Here is an 18,972-nt window from a genome sequence, read left to right as displayed (position 1 = left end):
GCTGAGCCTGGCGACACGCGCCTTCGCGCAAGGGGATTGGGCTAATCTCGCCCCGTCCTCTTCGCGGCGAGTGCGCTATGCAGACCACGGTTGCGGCCTACGGGTCGGACAAGAACGGGCTGATCTGGGGTTACCGGTTCACGCCCGATGGCGCAGCCGAGGTGGTCGACGCCGATGTCGTGCCGGCCTTCATGGGAGCGCAGGAACAACACGCGGGCGGCGCCTTTCTGTGGCTGCATTTTTCATTGTCCAACCAGGCGACGGATCGCTTCTTCCGGCGGTCGCTGCAATTGCCCGAAGGTTTCCTCGAGTCGCTGCGCAGTGAAGTGGGCTCCACGCGACTGGAACTGGACGATGATCGGCTGGTCGCGGTCGTGCACGACGTCCTGTTCGAATCGGCATTCGACGCGTCGGACGTCGGTACGACGAGCTTGTGCATCTCGCCCAACATGGTGATCAGCGCACGGCTGCGACCCCTGCGCTCGGTCGACCAGCTGCGCAGCGCGGTTCGGGCCGGACAGAAGTTCCGCTCGCCCGTCGAACTGCTTGCGCACCTGCTGCGCGATCAGGCCAGCGTACTGGGCGACATCGTCCGCAAGTCCAGCGCCAGGGTCGACCAGATCGAAGATCGCCTGCTCGCGAACCGCGTATCCACGGATCGCAAGGAGCTGGGTTCATTGCGCCGAACGCTGGTGCGACTGCAGCGTCTGCTTGCACCTGAACCCACCGCGCTCTTCCGCCTCCTGAACCGCCCTCCGGCGTGGATCAGCCGCGACGACGTGGCCGACCTGCGTCAGGCCGCCGAAGAGTTCTCCACGGCGATTGGGGATTCGGCGACGCTGGTCGAGCGCGTCAAGCTCATCCAGGAAGAACTTGCGGCGCTGGTGAACGAACAGACCGGCCGTACGCTGTTCGTGCTCACCGTGGTCACGGTGCTTGCGCTGCCGATCAACCTGGTCGCCGGACTGTTCGGCATGAACGTGGGCGGCATGCCCCTCGCGAACAGCGCTCGCGGGTTTGCCGTCGTCGTGACGTGCCTCGTCGCGCTGACGGTGGTGCTGGCTTATCTCGCCTTCGGGAAGCGCCGTGAATGACTAGCCGGGGCGCACGAGTGCCTTCGAAGGCACCAGGGCATTCAACTGGGTCGTGACCCACTGCCGGTCTTCTTCGCCGGCCCACGACAGCACGCGATGCGCCTGATCGTGATAGACGGACATCAACTCGTCCTCGCTCAGGGATTTACGCCAGAGCGGCATCGAGGCACGCATCGCGAACAGGTCGGAGGCCAGTTCGTTCCGAGACTTCTGCATGGGATCGGTCCCTGCATGAGTGGCGGGCGGAGAATACCGCTCCGCTGCGATTCGCGCCGCGACCGATTTCCCCCTTCTCGACGAACGGCGCCGCGCTGATCTGCTGCTTCCCTGTTCAGTATCGCGACGCTTCAGGAAGGAGCGGCGGATCGGCTGGTCTGCAATCAACCGGCCCGAAGGCGCGCATCTTCCTCGGACAGCAGCAACTTCGCAGCCATGATCGCGACGACAGCGCCAACCGCCTGCGCAGCGATGAAGCCGGCGACATCGATCGGCCTGATTCCTGCGAAAGTCGTCGTAAGCGCGCGGGCAACGGTCACGGCGGGATTGGCGAACGAGGTGCTTGAAGTGAACCAGTACGCGGCGAAGATGTAGCTCGCCACGAGGGCAGGCACCGCCGCCGGTCGATGGCGCATGCCCAGCAGGATCGTCAGCAGCAGTCCGAACGTCGCCACTGCTTCGCTGCCCCATTGCGGCCAGCCGGTGCGGACATGCGTGCCCGGTTGGATCAACGGCAGGTCGAACATGGCGTGCGCCAGTAGCACGCCTGCCACCGCGGCAATCAGCTGCACGACAATGCAGGCGATGGCCTCGGTGCGACCCAGTTCGCCACGCAACCGCATGGCGACGGTGACCACGGGATTGAAGTGCGCGCCCGAGATCGGCCCGAAGATCACGATGAGTACGTACAGCGCGCCGGCCGTGGCGGCGGCATTCGCCAGCAGCGCGATGCCATCGTTCCCGCGCGAAAGCGTCTGTCCCATGATGCCGGAGCCGACGACCGCCGTGAGCAGGAGTGCAGTGCCGATGAACTCCGCCGTGAGCCTGCGCGAAAGCGACGTCACAACGCGTCCAGCAGTGCTTTGACGCGGGCGGAGATCTCGTCGCGCACGGCGCGATAACCGTCGTCGTCCATGTGCTTGGGGTCGGGAAGTCCCCAGTCCTCGCGCCGTTTGGCCGGCACCCACGGGCAGTCGTCGCCGCAGCCCATCGTGATGACGGCATCGAACTCGCCGTCGATCTCGTCGAGCGATTTCGATCCGTGCCGGGTCAGGTCGTAGCCCAGCTCGGACATGAAGCGGATCGCCTTGGGGTTGATCACGCCGGACGGACGCGAGCCCGCGCTGAACGCTTCCACGGCATCGCCACCGTGGATGTGCGCGAACGCTTCGGCCATCTGGCTGCGGTTTGCGTTTTCAACGCACACGAACAGGACACGTTTCATCGTCAATCAATCCAGGTCTTTGAGCATGCAGGTGGCGGACGCGGGGCAGAGCGAACGGAATTCCGCACTGGTGCGGACACCTTCCGGTGCCGCTTCGCGATCGATCACGCGATAGCCACGCCCGGCGAAGAACGGCGCGGCGGTCTGCGTCAGGAGTACGAGACGGTCGACGCCGCGCTCGCGCGCCAGGGATTCCAGTGCGTCGACCAGACGGCCGCCGATGCCACTCCCGCGCAGATCGGCGCGAACGACCAGTGAGCGCAGCAGGCCTGCGTCGGCGAACGATTCCAGTCCGATCGCGCCGACCGCCTCGTCGTTCTCGGTGGCGACGATGAACTGCACCTTCGCGTCATCGAGATCTTCGACGGGCAACGCGGCGGCGGTGAGCAGCGATCGGATCGCCTGCTGTTCGTGGGGAAGCGGGGAGTGCAGGTTCATGGCGTCCTCAGCAGCAGCCCGAGGCCGGCACGCAGCATCCGCCGGCACGCTCCGCATTCGCCTGCGCGACGGCGGGTCCCGGACTGCACGCGGCGCCGTCGTTCGAACAGGCGTTGTCCGCGGCGTAGTAGGTCACGGCATCGCCGAAGGTGTGGAAGGTCTCCCAGCGCGTGCCCTGCGGATCTTCGGTCCACATCTTGTCGGAGCGCGCGTAGCAGCAGGTCGCATCGGGCTCGGGTACGACGGTGCTGCCGGCCGCATCGAGGCGCTGGCCGAGCGAGGCGAGTTCCTCGCCGCTGTCCACCTGGATCCCCAGATGATCGATGCCCGGCGTGCGTCCGGTGGTGGAGATGGCGAAATTCACGCGCGGGTCTTCGAGCATCCACTTGGCGTAGTCGCCCTTCACGACGGCCGGTGCGGTGGCGAACAGCTGCGAGTAGAAGCGGATGCTGTCGTCCAGGTTCGATACGTTGAGGTGTACGTGGAAACGGTTCACTTCGCGGCTCCTTTCTTTCGCGGCGTGCAGCCGCTGGCGGGCTCGCAGACGGCCTGGCCGCTGCAGCAGTTCTCGGTGAGATAGGCGATGAGGTCGTTCATCTGCAGATAGTTGGCGCGCACCCGGATGACACGCCCCTCGCGCTCGTCGTGCACCAGCGCGGCATGGCGCAGGATGTTGAGCTGGGCGGTGAGTGTGGCGGGCGGAAGGTCGAGCCGATCGCGCAATTCCCCGACCGACAATCCGTCCGGCCCGGCCTGGACCAGCTCACGGAAGGCGGACAGCCGGGCCTCGTGACTGAGGGCGGTAAGGGCCTTGAGGGCGGTGTCTGTTTTCATAATTCCAGAATCATGGAAATATTGAAGGGTGTCAAGCCTCCGATGAGTGTCGGCACGGGGCCTGCGGTCCACGCCTGCCGCAGCGCGGGCTTCAACCGCACAGGCACGAGGTAGCCCGGGTAAGCGAAGCGCACCCGGGGGTCTTCTCGTGATGGCCATGCCCCGGGTGCGGCCTGCGGCCTTACCCGGGCTACGCATGGCCGTCGCCGCGCGACGAAAAAAGCGTCATGCACGCCGCCGAAAGCGTCGGGCGAAGGGAAAGAAGCGTCATGCGTGCGGCAGACAGCGTCATGCGAGGCGCGGAAAGCGTCAGGCGTGAGACAAAAAACCTCGCGCGTGGCGAAAAAAGCGTCATCCATGACGCATTGGACATTGCACCCAAGGCAGAAAAGCCGCGCACGAGAGGAACGAAGCGTCACGCGCGGCGGAAATAGCGCCACGCGACAGGCAGAAAGCGTCACCGGAAGCGCAAAAGGTGCCGCACGAAGGGCGAAAAGTGTCGCCGCCGGAGGAAATAGCGCCACGCGTGGCGAAAAAAGCGCCACGCGAGGGGCGAAAAGCGTCGCGCGAGGGGTGCGGTGCTTCATGCGTGATGCGTTACGCATGGCGCTTCATGCGCGGAGCGTCATGCGTGGCGTTTCATGCGACATCTTCGCCTTGCTGCGCTCGGTGCGTTGCAAAAGACTCGCCGCCGGAGCCAAAGAACTCCACGCGAAGCGGTGCCCACCTCCGAAATTCCGGTGGGTTTTTTGTGCCTGGTGCCGCAGGCGCAATCCGATCGATGCAGACCTCTGCGTCGGGAGGGCGGCAGCGATACAAGACCCGCAAGGGGAAATCTGCCCGCCGACTTCGTGCGGTTCTTTGCCTCCCGACACCCCTGCGGCATCCGCCGCAGGGCATCCCAGTCAATGGAGCGACTCATGCATCACGATGGCAGCACGCAACGTCACGCAACGGATTTGATCGGACACGCAACAGGCGACGCGCACGGCACCGCGCTCGACCTGCATTCGCGATTCACCGCTTCGGAATGCCTCGCCGACCTCATCGGCATCCTCCACGATGACGACGTTCCCAACATCGACCACGCGCTGCTCCTGCACTGCGCGCCGGAAGACCTCCGCTGCATCGACGAACACGCCGCACGCCTCAACGGCTTCTGCCAGCTGCGCGCGCGGCAACTGATGGAAATCGCCTCGCGCCTGCCCGAAGCCGGCGCCCCGCCCACCGACGTGCGCGTGCTGCTGCAACACGCCGGCTCCGCACTGGACGAAGCGGAACAATGGACGCACCTCGCGACGAGCGCGCGATGCGTGCACGCGCACGTGCAGGCCGGCGCGTAGCGCGTAGCCCGGGTAAGCGAAGCGCACCCGGCGGCTTCCCATCATCGCGATCCCCGGGTGCGGCCTGCGGCCTTACCCGGGCTACGCTTGCTGGGGCGCGCAGTCTTGTCCGGGCGCGCAACCGTGAGTCCGGCGCGATCGCGAAGCCGGGTGGTAATGTCCGCTTTCGACCAAAGCGGTCATCGCCTACGGAGGGCCTATGCGCACAGTTTGCTATCTGCGTATCGAGAAGCTGGGGGAAACGGACGCGGAGGAAGTGGACTCAATGCTCGCTCCGCTGTCGGTAGAGCGTAAGCGGCGCAAGCATGACGGTATGCCGTTCCATAGTGTTCCGCTTGTGTACTGGGTCACTCGCCGCATCGAGTCTGAGTGCGATGTTGCGTCGAGGTTCGTTGACGACGTCACGCTTGCTGCGGAGGTGCTCCGCGATCGTGAGTGTGCTGGGAAGATATCCATAACAGCCGTCGTTGCGCGCTACCTTGTGGAAGGCGAAGCGCCTGCAGGGCTCTATCTGGATCGAGCCACGATTGCTGCGCTCGCCGCGATTGATGCCGACCTGGACGTAGACGTGGTTCCAGAGCTGTAACGTCCGCTTTCGACCCAAAGCGGACGTTCTTAGGGGAGGTAACGGCGCTTTGCCGAGGGGCCTGGGCGGGTTGCAACCGTCGGGAATCCGCACGTATCCCTTCCCCGATCAGCGGGTTTCCGCGTCGTGCGAGGGTGCCATGAGCCGTCTCCTTTACACCGCCGCCCTTTTCCTGGCGCTCGTGGCGATGCGGGCGCAAGCTGCGCCGCCTGACGAGTTCATCGCAGCCTATGCCCGGGACCACGGCTTCAGCGGGACGATCCTGGTGCAGCAGGGCGGCAAGGTGATCTATCGGCACAGCTTCGGCTTGGCCAACATCGCATTCGACCAGCCCAATGATGCGCGTACGCGTTACAAAGTGGCCTCGATCACGAAGCTGTTCACCAGCACGCTGATCCTGCAGCTGCGCGATCAGGGAAAGCTGGACCTCGACAAGCCTGTTCGCACGTACTTTCCCGATTACACGGGCGAGGCAGCGGACAAGGTGACCGTGCGACAACTGCTGGGCCACACCTCGGGGCTGCCCAGTTACGACCAGGTCACCGATGGCGCATCGGCCATCCGCGATGGCATGCCGGTGTACCAGTTACCGCACAGCAGCGACGCGCTGCTGTCGCTCTACGCGAGCGGCAAACTGGTTGCGGCGCCGGGAACCAAGTTCGAGTACAACAATGCCGACTACGTGGTGCTCGGCAAGATCATCGAGCGGACGCAAGGGCAGGGCTTTGCAGAAGCGCTGAAGCGAGGGATCCTGGTCCCGCTCGGTATGCACGACAGCGGCGTGCTCCGCCAGGACCAGATCGTGTCGCGACTGGCCGATACGTATTTCAGGCGCGAGGACGGCGGAGCCATGACGCCCGACCTGCCGGCGTATCCTGAGAACTGGTATGCATCCGGGGCGATGTACTCGACGGCAGATGACCTGTTGGTGTTCTCCAATGCCTTGTTTGGCGGGAAGCTCCTGAGCGCCGATTCGATGACGCAACTCCTGAAGCCGGGACTGGACGAATACGGCCTTGGTTTATGGGTGTACGAGACCAAGGCGAACGGACGGACGTATCGCGTCGCCAAGCGGCCCGGGAGAATCATGGGCGCACAGACTCAGCTGTACCGCTTCCTGGACAGCGACACGACGGTGATCATCCTCGCCAATACCGATTCGACAGACCTGGATGAGTTCGTCGCGAAGATCGGGCATCAGCTGATGCGGTGAGGCCATGAAATAGAGAGTAGGGGCAGTTCGCGCTTGAGGCCTTTCGTCGGCGATCCTGGAAGGAGGGCAGCTATTCTTTGACGGTGGAATTGAACATGCCTCAATTTCCTAGGTACCTTCTTCAACGACCGAATTGAACCTGGCCCACTTCTATCCGTCTTTTTAGGTGAGCGATGCAGCAAGGGATATTCATTTCAAGGATCTGGTCGGACGACGATGTTGTTGAGCTTCGAATCGTTGTGACCGACAAGGACTCGTCGTTCCACAGCACTGCTTATGCAGGGCATGCGCGCCTCGGGGAACTGGTCGATCAGCTCAGGGCCTTTCGCGATCGCATTCATGGCGGAATCTCCGACTTTCGTGTTGGGGAATTCGGTCCTGAGTACGCCAATGGGGCCTTTCATGCGAGGTTGCATTTCCGCTCACCGGGGAAGCTCTTCATTTCGACTCATCAGCAATCCGAGTTCAGCGAGTTTTCTGTCGGAGAGGTCGCGAGCGAGGCCAAGATGTATCTCGTCAGTGAGCCGATCTTGCTCGACCACTTCATTTCCGAGTTAGGCGGAGTTGTGAGCGGGTCACGTGCTGACGCGTTCCTCGAATGTACCTAGCAGGCATCAAGGAAGGGGTCAGGTACATCTTTCGACGGGAGTTGAACTTGCCCCCTTTTTCGGCGCAATCGCAAAGCCGAGTGCTAATGTCCGCTTTCGACCCAAAGCGGACATCGCATACGATGCTGCGCGTCGACCTTACATTGACCTGAAGATGCTCATTCACGACTACAACGGCAAGGGAGCCTGGAGCGTGGAAGCTGTCAGGTCGCGGTATCTGGAGCACTGCGCCCGACTGGATGTCCAGTCGCCTCGCGTACTGCAGCCCAGGACATATCACCGCGCCGACATGACCTGGGTCTACCCGATCATGGAGCCGGTAATAGAGGGAATCAAAGCCGGCGATCCAGCCTGCGCGACGCTAGGGGTCGAGCTCATCGAGCAGGACGGCACCCTCCCATTCGGTCGAGTGCTGAAGAGCAACGCGGCACGGGCGCTGAAAGGCATCGAACTGTCTCAGGCACTCAAGACTCGAATCAGGCGCCGTGTGACGGACATGCTCGCCGCCGGCAATACGCCTCGCGAGTTCAAGGAATATGCGCGCCTGCTTCGAAAGGTCGGCTTTGATGACCTTTGGCCTCGCATGGTGGCATCGGAGCCGGTTGGCAATAAGTACGCGATGCGTTACTTCGCATACTTCCGAGCGCTTCAGGAGCGCTCGCCCGCCGTCATGGCGCGTGGACGTTGAGACGTCGCTGATTCCATGCAGCCGAGGAACGTGGTCAGGTACATTTCCTCAGCGGCGGAATTGAACCTGACCCCTTTTTCCTCTTCCTCTGACTGAAGGTTCGAGTGCTAATGTCCGCTTCCGACCCAAAGCGGACGTACAAAGCAGCGCAGGAGCAGTGGGTGAAATCGCTCGAGAACGTTGAGTTGAACGCACACGCCGCTTGGGACAAGGGCCTTGGCAAACAGGCTCTGAAACTGTTTCAAAAAGGTGCCGGGGCGGGATTGGTCGGCTGCATGTTGAACCTGGGCTACTTCTACGACGTCGGTATCGGCACTTCTTCCGACAAGACGACGGCAATGCACTGGTACAAGCGTGCCTACCGTCGGGGTGACGCAGCGGCTGCTTCCAACATTGCAGTCCTGTACCAGGAGCAGGGACGGAACAGGCTGGCCTTTGGCTGGTACGCGCGCTCTGCGGCTTTGGGTGACGGTGACTCGTCGTTGGAGCTTGCCAAAATGTCCCTCGCGGGCCTCGGCGTCCGCCGCTCAGTCCAGCGCGCCCGAAGATACTTGAAGGCAGCCCTGTCCTCCGCATGTATCACACAGGAGGGTCTGGAACAGGCGGGGGCGCTCATGCGAGAACTGGTACATCGGGGCCGTTCCTACAGGTCAATCAATGCGAAGGTCATCCGCAGCTCATCCTGATCGGCGGCCACGAATGTCCGTCTTCAACCCGCCTTCTGGCGGCTGCGATGTGCCGACACCTTCGCGCGATTGCCGCAGACGCTCATGCTGCACCAGCGGCGCCGTCGCCCGCGGGTGTGGTCTGCGAAGACCAGCGTGCAGCCATGTCCTTCACACGTCTTGAGGTGCGTGAAGTCTTCTTCGACGATCACGCGCGCCATTGCTGCACCGATCGGAATCAACAGCGACTCCGGAGAGCGCCATCGCCGCGCCTCCTCGAACACCAGCGCTCCGCCCTGACGGGCGATCCTGCCGTAGGCCTCGTCGCGTTCGAGCAGGCGATTGAGAGGGGCCAGATCCTGGAGGATGTCGGGATCGAGCGGCCGTCCAAGGTGACGGTTGACGAAGCCCCTGAACCATTCGCGCAGGTCGCGCGCCTGATCCGCCACCCGATCCAGCTCACCGGGCATCGCGCGGCTGGCGATGCTGTGCAACTCATGCTCTGGAACCAGCCCTGCTTGTCGCAGCCAATCCACCAGCCCGCGGCCGTCACGGATCCAGTCGATCGGCTCGTCGATCGGCGTCGCGACTGAATTCAGGAAATCGAGCCCGCTCGCATCGGCGATGAACATGGCGGTTGGGTGATCGGACATGGGTGCTTTCCGGCATCTGACGGCCCAAAGGTAACCGCATGAACATGGTCGTGCAAGTTAGCCAGCTGGGTTCAGGCTTGCCGGCGTCGTCCCTCGCATTCAGGCTTAGTCGCGTCTCTGTTCGATTGGAGTCTGCTGTCCGGCCCGAGTGATCGGTGATTTGGTAACCTAATTAAAAGCAATTGACAGGTTACAAAAGTCGGGCGTATAACCCTTATCCAGATGATTTCTGGTTACACAGGACAAGGAGCAAGGCCATGACTGCTGTTTCGTATCGGACCGTCGACGTCGACGGGATTCCGGTCTTCTATCGTGAGGCGGGCCATGCCGGCGCCCCCAAGCTCCTGCTGCTGCACGGCTACCCCAGTTCAAGCCACATGTTCCGCGACCTGATCCCGCTGCTGGCGGATCGTTTCCACATCGTCGCGCCGGACCTGCCAGGCTTCGGCCAATCGGGCGATCCCAAAGCGAATACGTTCGACTCGATTGCCGACACCATCGAGCGGTTCACCGAGATCGTCGGGTTCGAGCGTTACGCGGTCTATGTGTTCGACTACGGCGCGCCGACCGGTTTTCGCCTGGCGATTCGCCGCCCCGATCGGATCACCGGCATCATTTCGCAGAACGGCAATGCCTATCTCGAAGGCTTGAGCGACGGTTGGAATCCGATCCGGGCTTACTGGGAAGACGCGTCGTCGGCAAATCGCGACGCGCTGCGAGCATTGCTGGCACCGGAAGCGACCTATTGGCAGTACTCGCATGGCGTGCCCGATCCTTCGGCGATTTCGCCGGACGGTTACACGCTCGACGACCACTACCTCGCGCGCCCGGGAGCTCACGACGTACAGCTCGACCTGTTCGGCGACTACAAGGGCAACATTGCGCTATACCCGACGTTCCAGGACTACTTCCGAACCCACAAGCCACGCTTCCTCGCGGTGTGGGGGCGGCATGATCCCTTCTTCCTGCCCGCTGGCGCCGACGCCTTCCAGCGCGACATCCCCGAAGCGCGCGTGACGTTCTTCGACACGGGCCACTTCGCGCTCGAAACCCATGCCGCCGAGATCGCCGCGGAGATCCGCGACTTCTTCCTCTGACTGAAGATTCGAGTGGTAATGTCCGCTTCCAACGCAAAGCGGACGTGGATCAAGGCCGACGATGAAGCAGTTTGCCGCCGTGGTCGCTCTCTCGCTCATGCTTGGTGCATGCATCATCGTCTCGGATCGCGGGCGCTATGTCCCTGTGGACCAAGCCGCTTTGGCGTATCGGGGGGCAACGTTAGGCGAAGCGCTCGACCGGCTGGAGCTCGTGCTGGCGTCCCACGGATACAGAGAGGACGGAATCCCTCTTGAACGAGGCGATGTGGTCGGCATCGCCCACCTTTACGAGGGGCCTGGAATGGCGGCCGCAGAGCTCGACCTTGAGGAAGGGTGCATCAGCCTGGTTGCTCTCGTGAAAGAAGGAACCCGGGATTTCAGTGGGTCCAGATCCATGTTCGAAGACGTGATCGGACAGGCGGCGAGGCAAGAGGGTTGGGTAGTGGATCGAGGCGAGATCTGTTCCGACAAGCACAAGCTGGCTGGTGCGTCCGCTCCGGGCCGATAGCGGACGTCGTGCGCGCGCTGCTCCTGATCCAGGTCGTGCAGTAGCGCGTTGCGCGAGCCCGCTTCGCTTCAGGGGGTGGGGCGCGCCTTTCTTGCCTTGCTGCGCAACGACAGGCAGTAGCTGATCGTCACCAGTATTCCCAGTATGACGGCGGCCGAACCTCCCACTACCGCTACCTGCGGTGGCGCAAACACCCAAAGCGCTGCATAGACCAGTCCACTGAGTGCCAGCGACCAGCCCCCGACTCGCGTGGCTTGTCGCGCCACGGCGTTGGGGACGAATCGCTTCGGCATCCGGTTGCCGAACCAGGCAACCATCAAGCCAATAGCGCACATGACGATCCGCGTGACCGTCTCGGCTTCGATGTAGCCCAGCTTGCGCGCGTACGTCGATGCAAGCGCTAGCACCACGATGCCGACGCCCCAGGCGAGGTCTGAAACCAGCTCTTTGTTCATCGTGCTCTCTCCTTCCTGGACTTCGGTTTTTCGACACCCACGTCGAAGGAATGAACGAAGCCGAGCAATGCGTCTTCCAGCACGGACAGCTTCAGGTGGTAGATGACGGACTTCCCGGCCTTCTCGGCGTGGACAAGATCCGCGTCCTTCAACACCGCGAAGTGGGCAGACATCGTCGGCTTGGAGACGTCGAAGTGGTCGCTCAGCTCCCCCGCGCTCAGGGGGCCCTTGCGCAGGAGTTGCAGCACCTGTCGCCGGGTAGGGTCGGAAAGTGCTTTGAAGACCTGGCTCATATTGTGATAGTTAGCTAACTATCGAATTGTGTCAAGTGCATCGACGAGGGCGCGGTCGAGCGGGTGCTAATGTCCGCTTCCGCCCCAAAGCAGTCGTGGTTTTGCGGCGATCGATCGGCCAGGGGCAAATCGGCTCAATCGGAGAGGGCGAATGATCGAGCTTCCCATAAGAGACCCGTGCGATCTTTGCGAAACGGCAGGTCGCGAAGATCGATGGGCGATCATCGACGAAAGCGAACATACGTTGACGATCATCAATCCGTGGCAATTCGAAGTCGGCCAGTGCTGCGTCATCACACGACGGCACGTCGCGACGCTCCTCGATCTTTCCGATCACGAATGCGAGGCGGTGATGCTCTCGGCCAGGAGAGTCGCGCAGGCACTCGTCAGGAGCTACCGGCCCCTCGGAATACTTACGTTCCAGAACAACGGGGTCTACAGCGGGCAGGAAACACCGCACTTCCATTTCCATGTCGTGCCTCGGCAGAAGGGCAGTGACTGGGGGATAGGTCCACCGCAACTCGCGACCTTCGATGGTGCCGGACGTCAGAGGGGCACCTCGCACGATTCAGGCGGGGATGCGCAGCGTCGAGAGCGAGTTCAAGTTTCCACCAGCCAACTTGCTGAAACCGTGCGCCTGATTCGTTCGAATCTGCCGGACTAGCTGGGCTCACTTCCGTTTCCGCCCGAGGCGGACGTTGTGCACTCGCCTAGCCCTGGAGGTCATCCAGGCTGCACACGCCATCTGACATCCTTGTCCCGAGGTGTCAGGGAGAGCCGACACGGATGTTCGCAACACAGTGCAATGCTCGGTGAAGGTTCATCGCACCAATGAACGATCTCACGCTGATTGCCACACAGCTGAATCCGGAACCGTTCTACCGCAAGCGGTTGGCGAACTTCCGGGTACCCGTGCCAGGTCCGGAGTATGTCGAGTTGTTCGACCAGGGCGGATACGACCTCAGTCCACTTGAGAAGTTGTTCGCAGCGGCGAATGGCCAGAAGTTCTGCGCGCATAGAGAGCATCGCCACGCGATCCGGTCGACGTGGCTCGTGTCGCCGTCAACGAAGAACGACGGTGCGGTGCTCAACCATGCGTTGTTGCTGGAGCGCAAAGGTTTCGCAGGCGAGGCGCTGGATCAGCTCAAGGACTGGGCGCAGGCCAACCCGCTGATGTACAAGCTGGTGAAGCTGCGCCCGAAGTGGGGCCTGGATTTCTCGATGGATTATGCGGACCGGGACGGCAACGTCTTCGAGGTCCTGCACTTCGAGTACGACTCGTTCGTCTACGAAGAGATCCAGACGCGCGTCGGCAAGTACACGGAGTACTTCATGTCGGTCGACTGGGACGATTGCGCGAAGCGCGTCCTTGCGCACCGCGATGAATGGATCGACCTTGGCTTCGAAGCGCAAAGCGCCTGGAAGTGCGATTTCTTCGGAATCGAGCACGAACGATTCAAGATGGTTGCGTGGGAACGATAGCGGGAGAGGAATCGCCGACTGGTCGCTATCTGGACGCAGTCCGAAGCGGTACCCGGGCAGCGCCCCGGGTCATCTCAGCGAAACCGGCCCGATCAACGGGCGCGATAGGGCCAAGGGCCAATATCCGGCGGGCTGCCCGGCTCCTAACGTGATGCCGAGATCACACGACGGTCACGGAGCGATGCCTGACCCGGACGATGACGCCGTCCTGCAGACGCTGCTGGAGCGGTTGCTCCGGTTCCGTCTTCCGCGCGCGCTCGCCGTGAAGAAGCGCGTCGATGCCGGCGAATGCCTGACGGATGCGGACATCGTGTTCCTCAAGGGCGCGATGGACGACGCACGGGACGGCCAGCAGTACGTCGCGCGGAATCCGCGCTTCCATGAGCTTGGCGCGCAGATCTCGCAGCTCTATGCCGACATCGTGAACAAGGCCCTGGAGAACGAGCAGCAACGTGGCGGTCGCTGAAGCACCCGTATCGGGAGGAAAGCCGCTGCGTGGCGACGTCGTCGCGGGGTTGACCGCCGCTGCGGTCGTCATACCCAAGGCGATGGCGTACGCCACCATCGCAGGCCTGCCGATCGAAGTCGGCCTCTACACCGCTTTCGTGCCGATGCTGGTGTACGTGCTGCTGGGCACGTCGCGCCCGTTGTCGGTGAGCACCACCACGACCATCGCCATCCTCACCGGTGCGGAGCTGTCCTCGGTCGCGCCCGGCGCGGATCCCGGCCAACTGATCGTCGTGACGGCGACGCTGACGTTGATGGTCGGCGCGATCCTCGTCGTCGCGTCGCTGTTGCGGCTGGGCTTCGTCGCCAACTTCATCTCGTTGCCGGTGCTGGTGGGTTTCAAGGCCGGCATCGGCGTGGTGATCATCGTCGACCAGTTGCCCAAGCTGCTGGGGCTGCACTTCGACAAGGGATCGTTCGTGCACAACGTCGGCGAGATCCTGCGCGGACTGGGGCACCTGTCGTGGCCGACACTGGCGGTGGGCGTGGGCACGATAGCGGTGCTGACCCTGATCGAACGCCTGCGTCCGCGCTGGCCGGCACCATTGATCGCGGTCGCGGGCGCGATCGCCGCCGCGGGACTGCTCGGTTGGGAAAACCACGGCATCGACCTCGTGGGCACGGTGCCGAGTGGTTTTCCCCATCTGACGTTGCCGGATCTCGCGCTGGCACAACAGCTGTGGCCCGGCGCATGCGGCATCGCGCTGATGAGCTTCACCGAGACCATCGCGGTGGGACGCGCGTTCCAGGCCAGCCACGAACCGCTGCCGCGCGCGAACCGCGAACTGCTCGCGACCGGCGCCGGCAACGTGGCCGGTGCGTTCTTCGGCGCGATGCCGTCCGGCGGCGGCATGTCGCAGACCGCCGTGAATCGTCGCGCCGGTGCACGCAGCCAGATGTCCGAGGTCGTCACCGCGGCTGCGACCGTCGCAACCATGTTGCTGCTGGCACCGCTGATCGGGCTGATGCCGCACGCCACGCTGGCCGCGCTGGTGATCGTCTATTCGATCGGCCTGATCAACCCCGCGGATTTCCGCGACATCCTCCGGGTAAGGCGTACTGAGTTCCTGTGGGCGCTCGCGGCGTTCGCCGGCGTGATGCTGCTGGGCACGTTGAAGGGCATCCTGGTGGCGATCGTGGTGTCGCTGGTGGCGCTCGCCCACCAGGCGGCGGATCCGGCGGTGCGGCTGCTCGGCCGCAAGCCAGGCACCAACGTGTTCCGCGCGCGCACGCCGGAGCATCCGGATGACGAGGCCTTCCCCGGACTGCTGCTGCTGCGCCTGGAAGGGCGATTGTTCTTCGTCAACGCCGAGCGCGCGGCGGAGAAGATCCGCCCGCTGATCGCGCAGTACCACCCGCGCTACGTCGTGCTCGACCTGTCGGGCCTGTTCGACCTGGAGTATTCCGCGCTCAGCGCGCTCATCGATGCCGAACGCCGGCATCGTGCTGCGGGCGTGCAGCTGGTGCTCTCCGGGCTGAATCCGGAAGTCCACGCGATGGTCCTGCGTTCCCCGCTGGGCAAGGCGCTCGGCGAGGAATGGATGTTCTTCAATCTCGAAATGGCGGTCGACCGCCTGCAAGCGGATGCCGCCCTGCCAACCCCCGCGGAGTCGCCGACATGAAACGCAGTAAGCCCGAGTCAACACCATCGGCCCCGCGCGGTGCGCGGGCGAAGCGCGGCGCGGCGCAGGCGAAGGTCGAGTCGGCCGCCAGCAAGCGCGCGTCGGCGAAACGCGGCGAGCCGAACGGCAAGCCCGAGTCCACGCGGATGAAGCGCAGCGAGTACGAGGAACGGCTCGAGCGCCTGCACGTGGAACTGGTGAAGCTGCAGCAGTGGGTGGTCGCCCAGGGCCTGAAGGTGTGCATCGTGTTCGAAGGACGCGATACCGCCGGCAAGGGCGGCACCATCAAGGCGATCACCGAGCGCGTGAGCCCGCGCGTGTTCCGCGTCGTCGCGCTGCCGGCGCCGAGCGACCGCGAACGCAGCCAGATGTACATCCAGCGCTACGTGCGCTACCTGCCCGCGGCGGGCGAGATCGTGATCTTCGACCGCAGCTGGTACAACCGCGCCGGCGTCGAGCGCGTCATGGGTTTCGCCACCGAGAACAAGGTGCGCACGTTCCTGCAGATCGTCCCGTTGATGGAGAAGACGATGGTCAAGTCCGGCGTGATCCTGCTCAAGTACTGGCTGGAAGTCAGCCAGGAGGAGCAGGAGCGGCGCCTGAAGGAACGGGCCAACGACGGACGCAAGATCTGGAAGCTCACGCCGATGGATCTGAAGTCCTACAGCCGCTGGTACGACTACTCGCGTGCGCGCGACGACATGTTCGCCGCGACCGACACGCCGCAGGCGCCGTGGTACGTGGCGCGCACCGACGACAAGCGCCGCGGCCGGCTCAACATCATCCAGCACCTGCTCGACCACGTGCCGTACGAAGAGCTGCCGCGCAAGAAAGTGAACTTTCCCCGGCGGCAGAAGCGCGGCAACTACACCGAGCCGGATCATCCGTACAAGTACGTCGAGGAACGCTATTGAGGTCCCGTCCGCCCGGTGTGGCGGCGTGAGGCTTGCGCGGCAGCGTGGCGGCGACCGCACCTTCGCGGGCCGACCGGCGATAATGCGCGGATGACCCGCACGCTCGCCGACTGGCTCCAGACCATCGAACGCATCCACCCCAAGTCCATCGACATGGGGCTGGAGCGCATCCGCGAGGTCGCGCAGCGCCTCGGCCTCGCTCGTCCCGGCAAGGCCGTGATCACGGTCGGCGGCACCAATGGCAAGGGTTCGACGGTGGCCTTCATCGAGGCCATCGCGCGCGCGGCGGGCTGGAAGGTCGGCGCGTACACCTCGCCGCACCTGCTGGCCTACAACGAGCGCGTGCGCATCGACGGCGCGGACGTCGGCGACGCCGACTTCATCGCGGCGTTCGAGGCCATCGAGGCCGCGCGCGGCGAGACGCAGCTGACCTATTTCGAATACGGCACGCTCGCGGCGCTGTGGCTGTTCGGGCGCGCGAAGCTCGACCTGGCCGTGCTGGAAGTCGGCCTCGGCGGCCGGCTGGATGCGACCAACATCGTCGATGCCGATGTCGCGGTGATCACCACGGTCGACCTCGATCATCAGGACTACCTGGGCGAAGACCGCGAGGCGATCGGCGCGGAGAAGGTCGGCATCGCCCGCGCGTGGAAACCGCTGGTGCTGGGCGACGACGATCCGCCGTCGAGCGTGCTCGGCCATGCGTACCGCATCGGCGCGCCGACGTGGCGCATCGCCAACGATTTCTTCTTCGAGGCGCTGCCGCCGCAGGTCGATGCGGGCGGGCAGGCGTTGCCCGGTCGCTGGCGCTGGCGCGAAGTCGGCCGGCGCATGGAATTGCCCATGCCGCGCCTCGCCGCGCCGGTGCAGCTGCGCAACGCCGCGGTCGCCATCGCCGCGCTGCGCGCGCTGCCGAAGTCGCCGAAGGCGCTGCCGCGCGCGGCGATCGCGGAGGGCGTGGCGGATGCGGACGTGCGCGGCCGATTGCAGCGTTTCGAACGCGATGGGGTCGAGGTAGTGGTGGATGTCGGCCACAACCCGCAGGCGGCGCGTGCGCTGGCAGCATGGTTGCGCGCGCAGCCCGCATCCGGTCGGCTGTACGCGGTGTACGCGGCGCTGTCGGACAAGGACGTGATCGGCGTGGTCGAGGCGCTGGCGCCGTCGGTGGACATCTGGCGCATCGCCGGACTGGCCGATGCCGGACCGCGTGGCGGACACGTGGACGCGCTGGCCGGACGCCTGCGCGGCACCGCCGCCGCCGACGCGCAGGCCCATGAGGACGTGCCCGCCGCGCTGCGTGCGGCCGTCGATGGCGCCGCACCGGGCGATCGCGTACTGGTGCTGGGTTCCTTCCACACCGTGGCCGCCGCGCTGGACTGGCTCGCCCGCGACTGAATGCAGTGACCGCGATGCCGGTCGCGATGGATCGCGAGGGTATAATTCGCGCGGCGATCCGCCTGCGTCATGCGAGACCCGATGGAACCTGCCCTGAAACAGCGAGTGATCGGTGCGGTCGTGCTGATCGCACTTGCGGTGATCTTCCTGCCGATGCTGATCAAGGGGCCGGCCCCCGAAAGCGGGGCATCCAACGTCCCGCTGGAACTTCCCAAGACGCCCGAGGGCGATTTCGAGACGCGCGAGCTGCCGCTGGTCAGTCCCGGCCAGGCGCCGCAGGGCGGTGCCGTGGGCCTCGACGCCAGCGCTGCCGGTGACGGCGACGCGCTGCCAACCGTCGATACCACCGCCGCCGCGCCGTCCACGCCCTCTGACTCTGCCTTCCCGGCTGCGACCGGCGGCGGCAATTACGCCGTGAGCTTCGGCAGCTATGCCAGCACCGGCGATGCCGACCGCGTGATCCAGGCGTTGCAGGGCGCGCAGCTTCCCGCCTATCAGGAGCCGGCTCCCGGGACCGGTGGTCGCACCGTGCACCGCGTCCGCATCGGTCCGTTCCAGACCCCGGCCGAAGCCGAGGCCGCGCGCCTGCAGTCCGCACGCGTGCGCAGCGACGTCGGCGCCAAGGTGGTGACGCTGGAGGCCGAGGCCGATGCGCCGGCCGCACCCGTCGCCAGCGCCGCGCCGGCATCCCAGCCCGCCGCCGCCCCGGCCAATCCGGTCTCGGCCGCCGTCCCGCTGGGCGATTCGCGCCCGACGACCACGGCCACGTCGCTTCCGCCCGAACCCAAGCCCGTCGCCGCCAAGCCGGTCGAAAAGCCGGCCGCCGAGAAGCCCAAGCCCACGCCGGCCCCGGTGCAGGTCGCTTCGCGCCCGGCGGCACCGGCCGCCTCCGGCGTCGGATTCGCCGTGCAGCTGGGCGCCTTCGGCAGCGCCGCCGAGGCCGACAAGCTGCGCGATCGCGCGCGCTCGGCCGGATTCAGCGCGTTCGTCGAACAGGTGCGCACCGACAAGGGCCTGCTCAACCGCGTCCGCATCGGGCCGGTCGCCAGCCGTGGCGAGGCCGACCAGCTCAAGGCCCAGGTCGCGTCCAAACTCGGTGTGAGCGGCATTGTCCGCCCGCATCCCTGACCCCATCT

25 protein-coding genes are annotated in these 18,972 nt (G+C 64.7%); 16 read left to right on the top strand and 9 right to left on the bottom strand.

Annotated elements, in window-relative coordinates; genetic code table 11:
• Positions 1-77 precede the first annotated feature (77 nt).
• On the top strand, positions 78-1,094 hold the full coding sequence (locus FOF45_RS01685) for a transporter (protein WP_158982305.1): 1,017 nt from the start codon (positions 78-80) through the stop codon (positions 1,092-1,094).
• On the opposite strand, the gene FOF45_RS01680 is transcribed toward FOF45_RS01685, so the two are convergent.
• The 6 genes from FOF45_RS01680 to FOF45_RS01655 form a co-directional block, all read right to left on the bottom strand.
• Entirely contained in the window at positions 1,095-1,310 is a 216-nt protein-coding gene (locus FOF45_RS01680; protein ID WP_158982304.1) for a hypothetical protein, read from the bottom strand. It abuts the gene before it with no gap.
• Positions 1,311-1,474: 164 nt separating this feature from the next.
• Positions 1,475-2,155, bottom strand: a complete 681-nt coding sequence (locus FOF45_RS01675) for an aquaporin (protein WP_158982303.1) — start codon at positions 2,153-2,155, stop codon at positions 1,475-1,477.
• Positions 2,152-2,535 (bottom strand): arsenate reductase ArsC, encoded by a 384-nt coding sequence (locus FOF45_RS01670; RefSeq protein WP_158982302.1) that lies wholly within the window; start codon positions 2,533-2,535, stop codon positions 2,152-2,154. Before FOF45_RS01670 ends, FOF45_RS01675 begins: the two co-directional genes overlap by 4 nt.
• Positions 2,536-2,541: 6 nt before the next feature.
• Positions 2,542-2,973 (bottom strand): arsenic resistance N-acetyltransferase ArsN2, encoded by a 432-nt coding sequence (gene arsN2, locus FOF45_RS01665; protein WP_158982301.1) that lies wholly within the window; start codon positions 2,971-2,973, stop codon positions 2,542-2,544.
• A gap of 7 nt (positions 2,974-2,980) precedes the next feature.
• A complete protein-coding gene (locus tag FOF45_RS01660; RefSeq protein WP_158982300.1) occupies positions 2,981-3,469 on the bottom strand; it encodes an ArsI/CadI family heavy metal resistance metalloenzyme in 489 nt (162 codons plus the stop codon).
• Complete coding sequence (locus FOF45_RS01655) at positions 3,466-3,807, bottom strand: ArsR/SmtB family transcription factor (protein ID WP_158982299.1); 342 nt, start codon at positions 3,805-3,807, stop codon at positions 3,466-3,468. The genes FOF45_RS01660 and FOF45_RS01655 overlap by 4 nt, the downstream gene beginning before the upstream one ends.
• Before the next feature lie 920 nt (positions 3,808-4,727).
• Between FOF45_RS01655 and FOF45_RS01650 the strand changes: the two genes are divergently transcribed.
• The 6 genes from FOF45_RS01650 to FOF45_RS01625 all read left to right on the top strand — a co-directional run bounded on the left by FOF45_RS01650 (position 4,728) and on the right by FOF45_RS01625 (position 8,931).
• On the top strand, positions 4,728-5,150 hold the full coding sequence (locus FOF45_RS01650; protein WP_158982298.1) for a hypothetical protein: 423 nt from the start codon (positions 4,728-4,730) through the stop codon (positions 5,148-5,150).
• A 199-nt stretch (positions 5,151-5,349) separates the two neighbouring features.
• Positions 5,350-5,736 carry a hypothetical protein gene (locus tag FOF45_RS01645; protein ID WP_158982297.1) on the top strand — a complete coding sequence of 129 codons (387 nt, stop codon included), beginning with the start codon at positions 5,350-5,352 and terminating at the stop codon, positions 5,734-5,736.
• 139 nt (positions 5,737-5,875) lie between these two features.
• On the top strand, positions 5,876-6,949 hold the full coding sequence (locus FOF45_RS01640; RefSeq protein ID WP_158982296.1) for a serine hydrolase domain-containing protein: 1,074 nt from the start codon (positions 5,876-5,878) through the stop codon (positions 6,947-6,949).
• Positions 6,950-7,188: 239 nt separating this feature from the next.
• The gene (locus tag FOF45_RS01635) at positions 7,189-7,557 is read left to right on the top strand and encodes a hypothetical protein (protein WP_199244415.1); all 369 of its coding nucleotides are present in this window, start codon (positions 7,189-7,191) and stop codon (positions 7,555-7,557) included.
• A gap of 289 nt (positions 7,558-7,846) precedes the next feature.
• Positions 7,847-8,245, top strand: a complete 399-nt coding sequence (locus tag FOF45_RS01630) for a hypothetical protein (RefSeq protein ID WP_158982294.1) — start codon at positions 7,847-7,849, stop codon at positions 8,243-8,245.
• A gap of 161 nt (positions 8,246-8,406) precedes the next feature.
• A complete protein-coding gene (locus FOF45_RS01625) occupies positions 8,407-8,931 on the top strand; it encodes a tetratricopeptide repeat protein (RefSeq protein ID WP_158982293.1) in 525 nt (174 codons plus the stop codon).
• A gap of 23 nt (positions 8,932-8,954) precedes the next feature.
• Here the strand turns inward: FOF45_RS01625 and FOF45_RS01620 are convergent, their stop codons facing one another.
• Complete coding sequence (locus FOF45_RS01620; RefSeq protein WP_158982292.1) at positions 8,955-9,563, bottom strand: CGNR zinc finger domain-containing protein; 609 nt, start codon at positions 9,561-9,563, stop codon at positions 8,955-8,957.
• A 257-nt stretch (positions 9,564-9,820) separates the two neighbouring features.
• On the opposite strand from FOF45_RS01620, the gene FOF45_RS01615 reads away from it, so the two are divergent.
• Together FOF45_RS01615 and FOF45_RS01610 are read left to right on the top strand one after the other, a co-directional pair.
• A complete protein-coding gene (locus FOF45_RS01615) occupies positions 9,821-10,660 on the top strand; it encodes an alpha/beta fold hydrolase (protein ID WP_158987132.1) in 840 nt (279 codons plus the stop codon).
• A gap of 61 nt (positions 10,661-10,721) precedes the next feature.
• Positions 10,722-11,168: a hypothetical protein gene (locus tag FOF45_RS01610; protein WP_158982291.1), complete on the top strand. Its 447-nt coding sequence runs from the start codon at positions 10,722-10,724 to the stop codon at positions 11,166-11,168.
• A 68-nt stretch (positions 11,169-11,236) separates the two neighbouring features.
• On the opposite strand, the gene FOF45_RS01605 is transcribed toward FOF45_RS01610, so the two are convergent.
• Both FOF45_RS01605 and FOF45_RS01600 read right to left on the bottom strand, forming a co-directional pair.
• Entirely contained in the window at positions 11,237-11,623 is a 387-nt protein-coding gene (locus tag FOF45_RS01605) for an ammonium transporter (protein WP_158982290.1), read from the bottom strand.
• Complete coding sequence (locus FOF45_RS01600) at positions 11,620-11,916, bottom strand: autorepressor SdpR family transcription factor (protein ID WP_158982289.1); 297 nt, start codon at positions 11,914-11,916, stop codon at positions 11,620-11,622. Before FOF45_RS01600 ends, FOF45_RS01605 begins: the two co-directional genes overlap by 4 nt.
• Before the next feature lie 151 nt (positions 11,917-12,067).
• On the opposite strand from FOF45_RS01600, the gene FOF45_RS01595 reads away from it, so the two are divergent.
• The 7 genes from FOF45_RS01595 (at position 12,068) to FOF45_RS01565 (ending at position 18,964) form a co-directional block, all read left to right on the top strand.
• Positions 12,068-12,580, top strand: a complete 513-nt coding sequence (locus FOF45_RS01595) for an HIT family protein (protein ID WP_158982288.1) — start codon at positions 12,068-12,070, stop codon at positions 12,578-12,580.
• A gap of 167 nt (positions 12,581-12,747) precedes the next feature.
• On the top strand, positions 12,748-13,398 hold the full coding sequence (locus tag FOF45_RS01590) for a hypothetical protein (protein ID WP_158982287.1): 651 nt from the start codon (positions 12,748-12,750) through the stop codon (positions 13,396-13,398).
• Between the two features lie 181 nt (positions 13,399-13,579).
• Entirely contained in the window at positions 13,580-13,864 is a 285-nt protein-coding gene (locus tag FOF45_RS01585) for a hypothetical protein (RefSeq protein WP_158982286.1), read from the top strand.
• Positions 13,851-15,527 carry a SulP family inorganic anion transporter gene (locus tag FOF45_RS01580; RefSeq protein ID WP_158982285.1) on the top strand — a complete coding sequence of 559 codons (1,677 nt, stop codon included), beginning with the start codon at positions 13,851-13,853 and terminating at the stop codon, positions 15,525-15,527. The genes FOF45_RS01585 and FOF45_RS01580 overlap by 14 nt, the downstream gene beginning before the upstream one ends.
• The gene (gene ppk2 / locus FOF45_RS01575; protein ID WP_233264022.1) at positions 15,524-16,441 is read left to right on the top strand and encodes a polyphosphate kinase 2; all 918 of its coding nucleotides are present in this window, start codon (positions 15,524-15,526) and stop codon (positions 16,439-16,441) included. The genes FOF45_RS01580 and ppk2 overlap by 4 nt, the downstream gene beginning before the upstream one ends.
• A gap of 90 nt (positions 16,442-16,531) precedes the next feature.
• Entirely contained in the window at positions 16,532-17,836 is a 1,305-nt protein-coding gene (folC, locus tag FOF45_RS01570) for a bifunctional tetrahydrofolate synthase/dihydrofolate synthase (protein ID WP_158982284.1), read from the top strand.
• An 81-nt stretch (positions 17,837-17,917) separates the two neighbouring features.
• Positions 17,918-18,964 carry an SPOR domain-containing protein gene (locus FOF45_RS01565; protein WP_158982283.1) on the top strand — a complete coding sequence of 349 codons (1,047 nt, stop codon included), beginning with the start codon at positions 17,918-17,920 and terminating at the stop codon, positions 18,962-18,964.
• Positions 18,965-18,972 lie beyond the last annotated feature (8 nt).

The organism is Lysobacter panacisoli (assembly GCF_009765165.1).
In the GTDB taxonomy this organism is placed as follows: Bacteria; Pseudomonadota; Gammaproteobacteria; order Xanthomonadales; family Xanthomonadaceae; genus Lysobacter_J; species Lysobacter_J panacisoli.
Note: the sequence above shows the minus strand (reverse complement) of the source record. Positions and strands in the feature narration are given on the sequence as shown.

Excerpts from the sequence above, each read along its gene's own strand:
- FOF45_RS01685 (WP_158982305.1), top strand. The coding sequence starts at position 78 with ATGCAGACCACGGTTGCGGCCTACGGGTCGGACAAGAACGGGCTGATC.
- FOF45_RS01680 (WP_158982304.1), bottom strand. The coding sequence starts at position 1,310 with ATGCAGAAGTCTCGGAACGAACTGGCCTCCGACCTGTTCGCGATGCGT.
- FOF45_RS01670 (WP_158982302.1), bottom strand. The coding sequence starts at position 2,535 with ATGAAACGTGTCCTGTTCGTGTGCGTTGAAAACGCAAACCGCAGCCAG.
- arsN2 (WP_158982301.1), bottom strand. The coding sequence starts at position 2,973 with ATGAACCTGCACTCCCCGCTTCCCCACGAACAGCAGGCGATCCGATCG.
- FOF45_RS01655 (WP_158982299.1), bottom strand. The coding sequence starts at position 3,807 with ATGAAAACAGACACCGCCCTCAAGGCCCTTACCGCCCTCAGTCACGAG.
- FOF45_RS01650 (WP_158982298.1), top strand. The coding sequence starts at position 4,728 with ATGCATCACGATGGCAGCACGCAACGTCACGCAACGGATTTGATCGGA.
- FOF45_RS01645 (WP_158982297.1), top strand. The coding sequence starts at position 5,350 with ATGCGCACAGTTTGCTATCTGCGTATCGAGAAGCTGGGGGAAACGGAC.
- FOF45_RS01640 (WP_158982296.1), top strand. The coding sequence starts at position 5,876 with ATGAGCCGTCTCCTTTACACCGCCGCCCTTTTCCTGGCGCTCGTGGCG.
- FOF45_RS01630 (WP_158982294.1), top strand. The coding sequence starts at position 7,847 with ATGACCTGGGTCTACCCGATCATGGAGCCGGTAATAGAGGGAATCAAA.
- FOF45_RS01620 (WP_158982292.1), bottom strand. The coding sequence starts at position 9,563 with ATGTCCGATCACCCAACCGCCATGTTCATCGCCGATGCGAGCGGGCTC.
- FOF45_RS01615 (WP_158987132.1), top strand. The coding sequence starts at position 9,821 with ATGACTGCTGTTTCGTATCGGACCGTCGACGTCGACGGGATTCCGGTC.
- FOF45_RS01610 (WP_158982291.1), top strand. The coding sequence starts at position 10,722 with ATGAAGCAGTTTGCCGCCGTGGTCGCTCTCTCGCTCATGCTTGGTGCA.
- FOF45_RS01605 (WP_158982290.1), bottom strand. The coding sequence starts at position 11,623 with ATGAACAAAGAGCTGGTTTCAGACCTCGCCTGGGGCGTCGGCATCGTG.
- FOF45_RS01600 (WP_158982289.1), bottom strand. The coding sequence starts at position 11,916 with ATGAGCCAGGTCTTCAAAGCACTTTCCGACCCTACCCGGCGACAGGTG.
- FOF45_RS01595 (WP_158982288.1), top strand. The coding sequence starts at position 12,068 with ATGATCGAGCTTCCCATAAGAGACCCGTGCGATCTTTGCGAAACGGCA.
- FOF45_RS01590 (WP_158982287.1), top strand. The coding sequence starts at position 12,748 with ATGAACGATCTCACGCTGATTGCCACACAGCTGAATCCGGAACCGTTC.
- FOF45_RS01585 (WP_158982286.1), top strand. The coding sequence starts at position 13,580 with ATGCCTGACCCGGACGATGACGCCGTCCTGCAGACGCTGCTGGAGCGG.
- ppk2 (WP_233264022.1), top strand. The coding sequence starts at position 15,524 with ATGAAACGCAGTAAGCCCGAGTCAACACCATCGGCCCCGCGCGGTGCG.
- folC (WP_158982284.1), top strand. The coding sequence starts at position 16,532 with ATGACCCGCACGCTCGCCGACTGGCTCCAGACCATCGAACGCATCCAC.
- FOF45_RS01565 (WP_158982283.1), top strand. The coding sequence starts at position 17,918 with ATGGAACCTGCCCTGAAACAGCGAGTGATCGGTGCGGTCGTGCTGATC.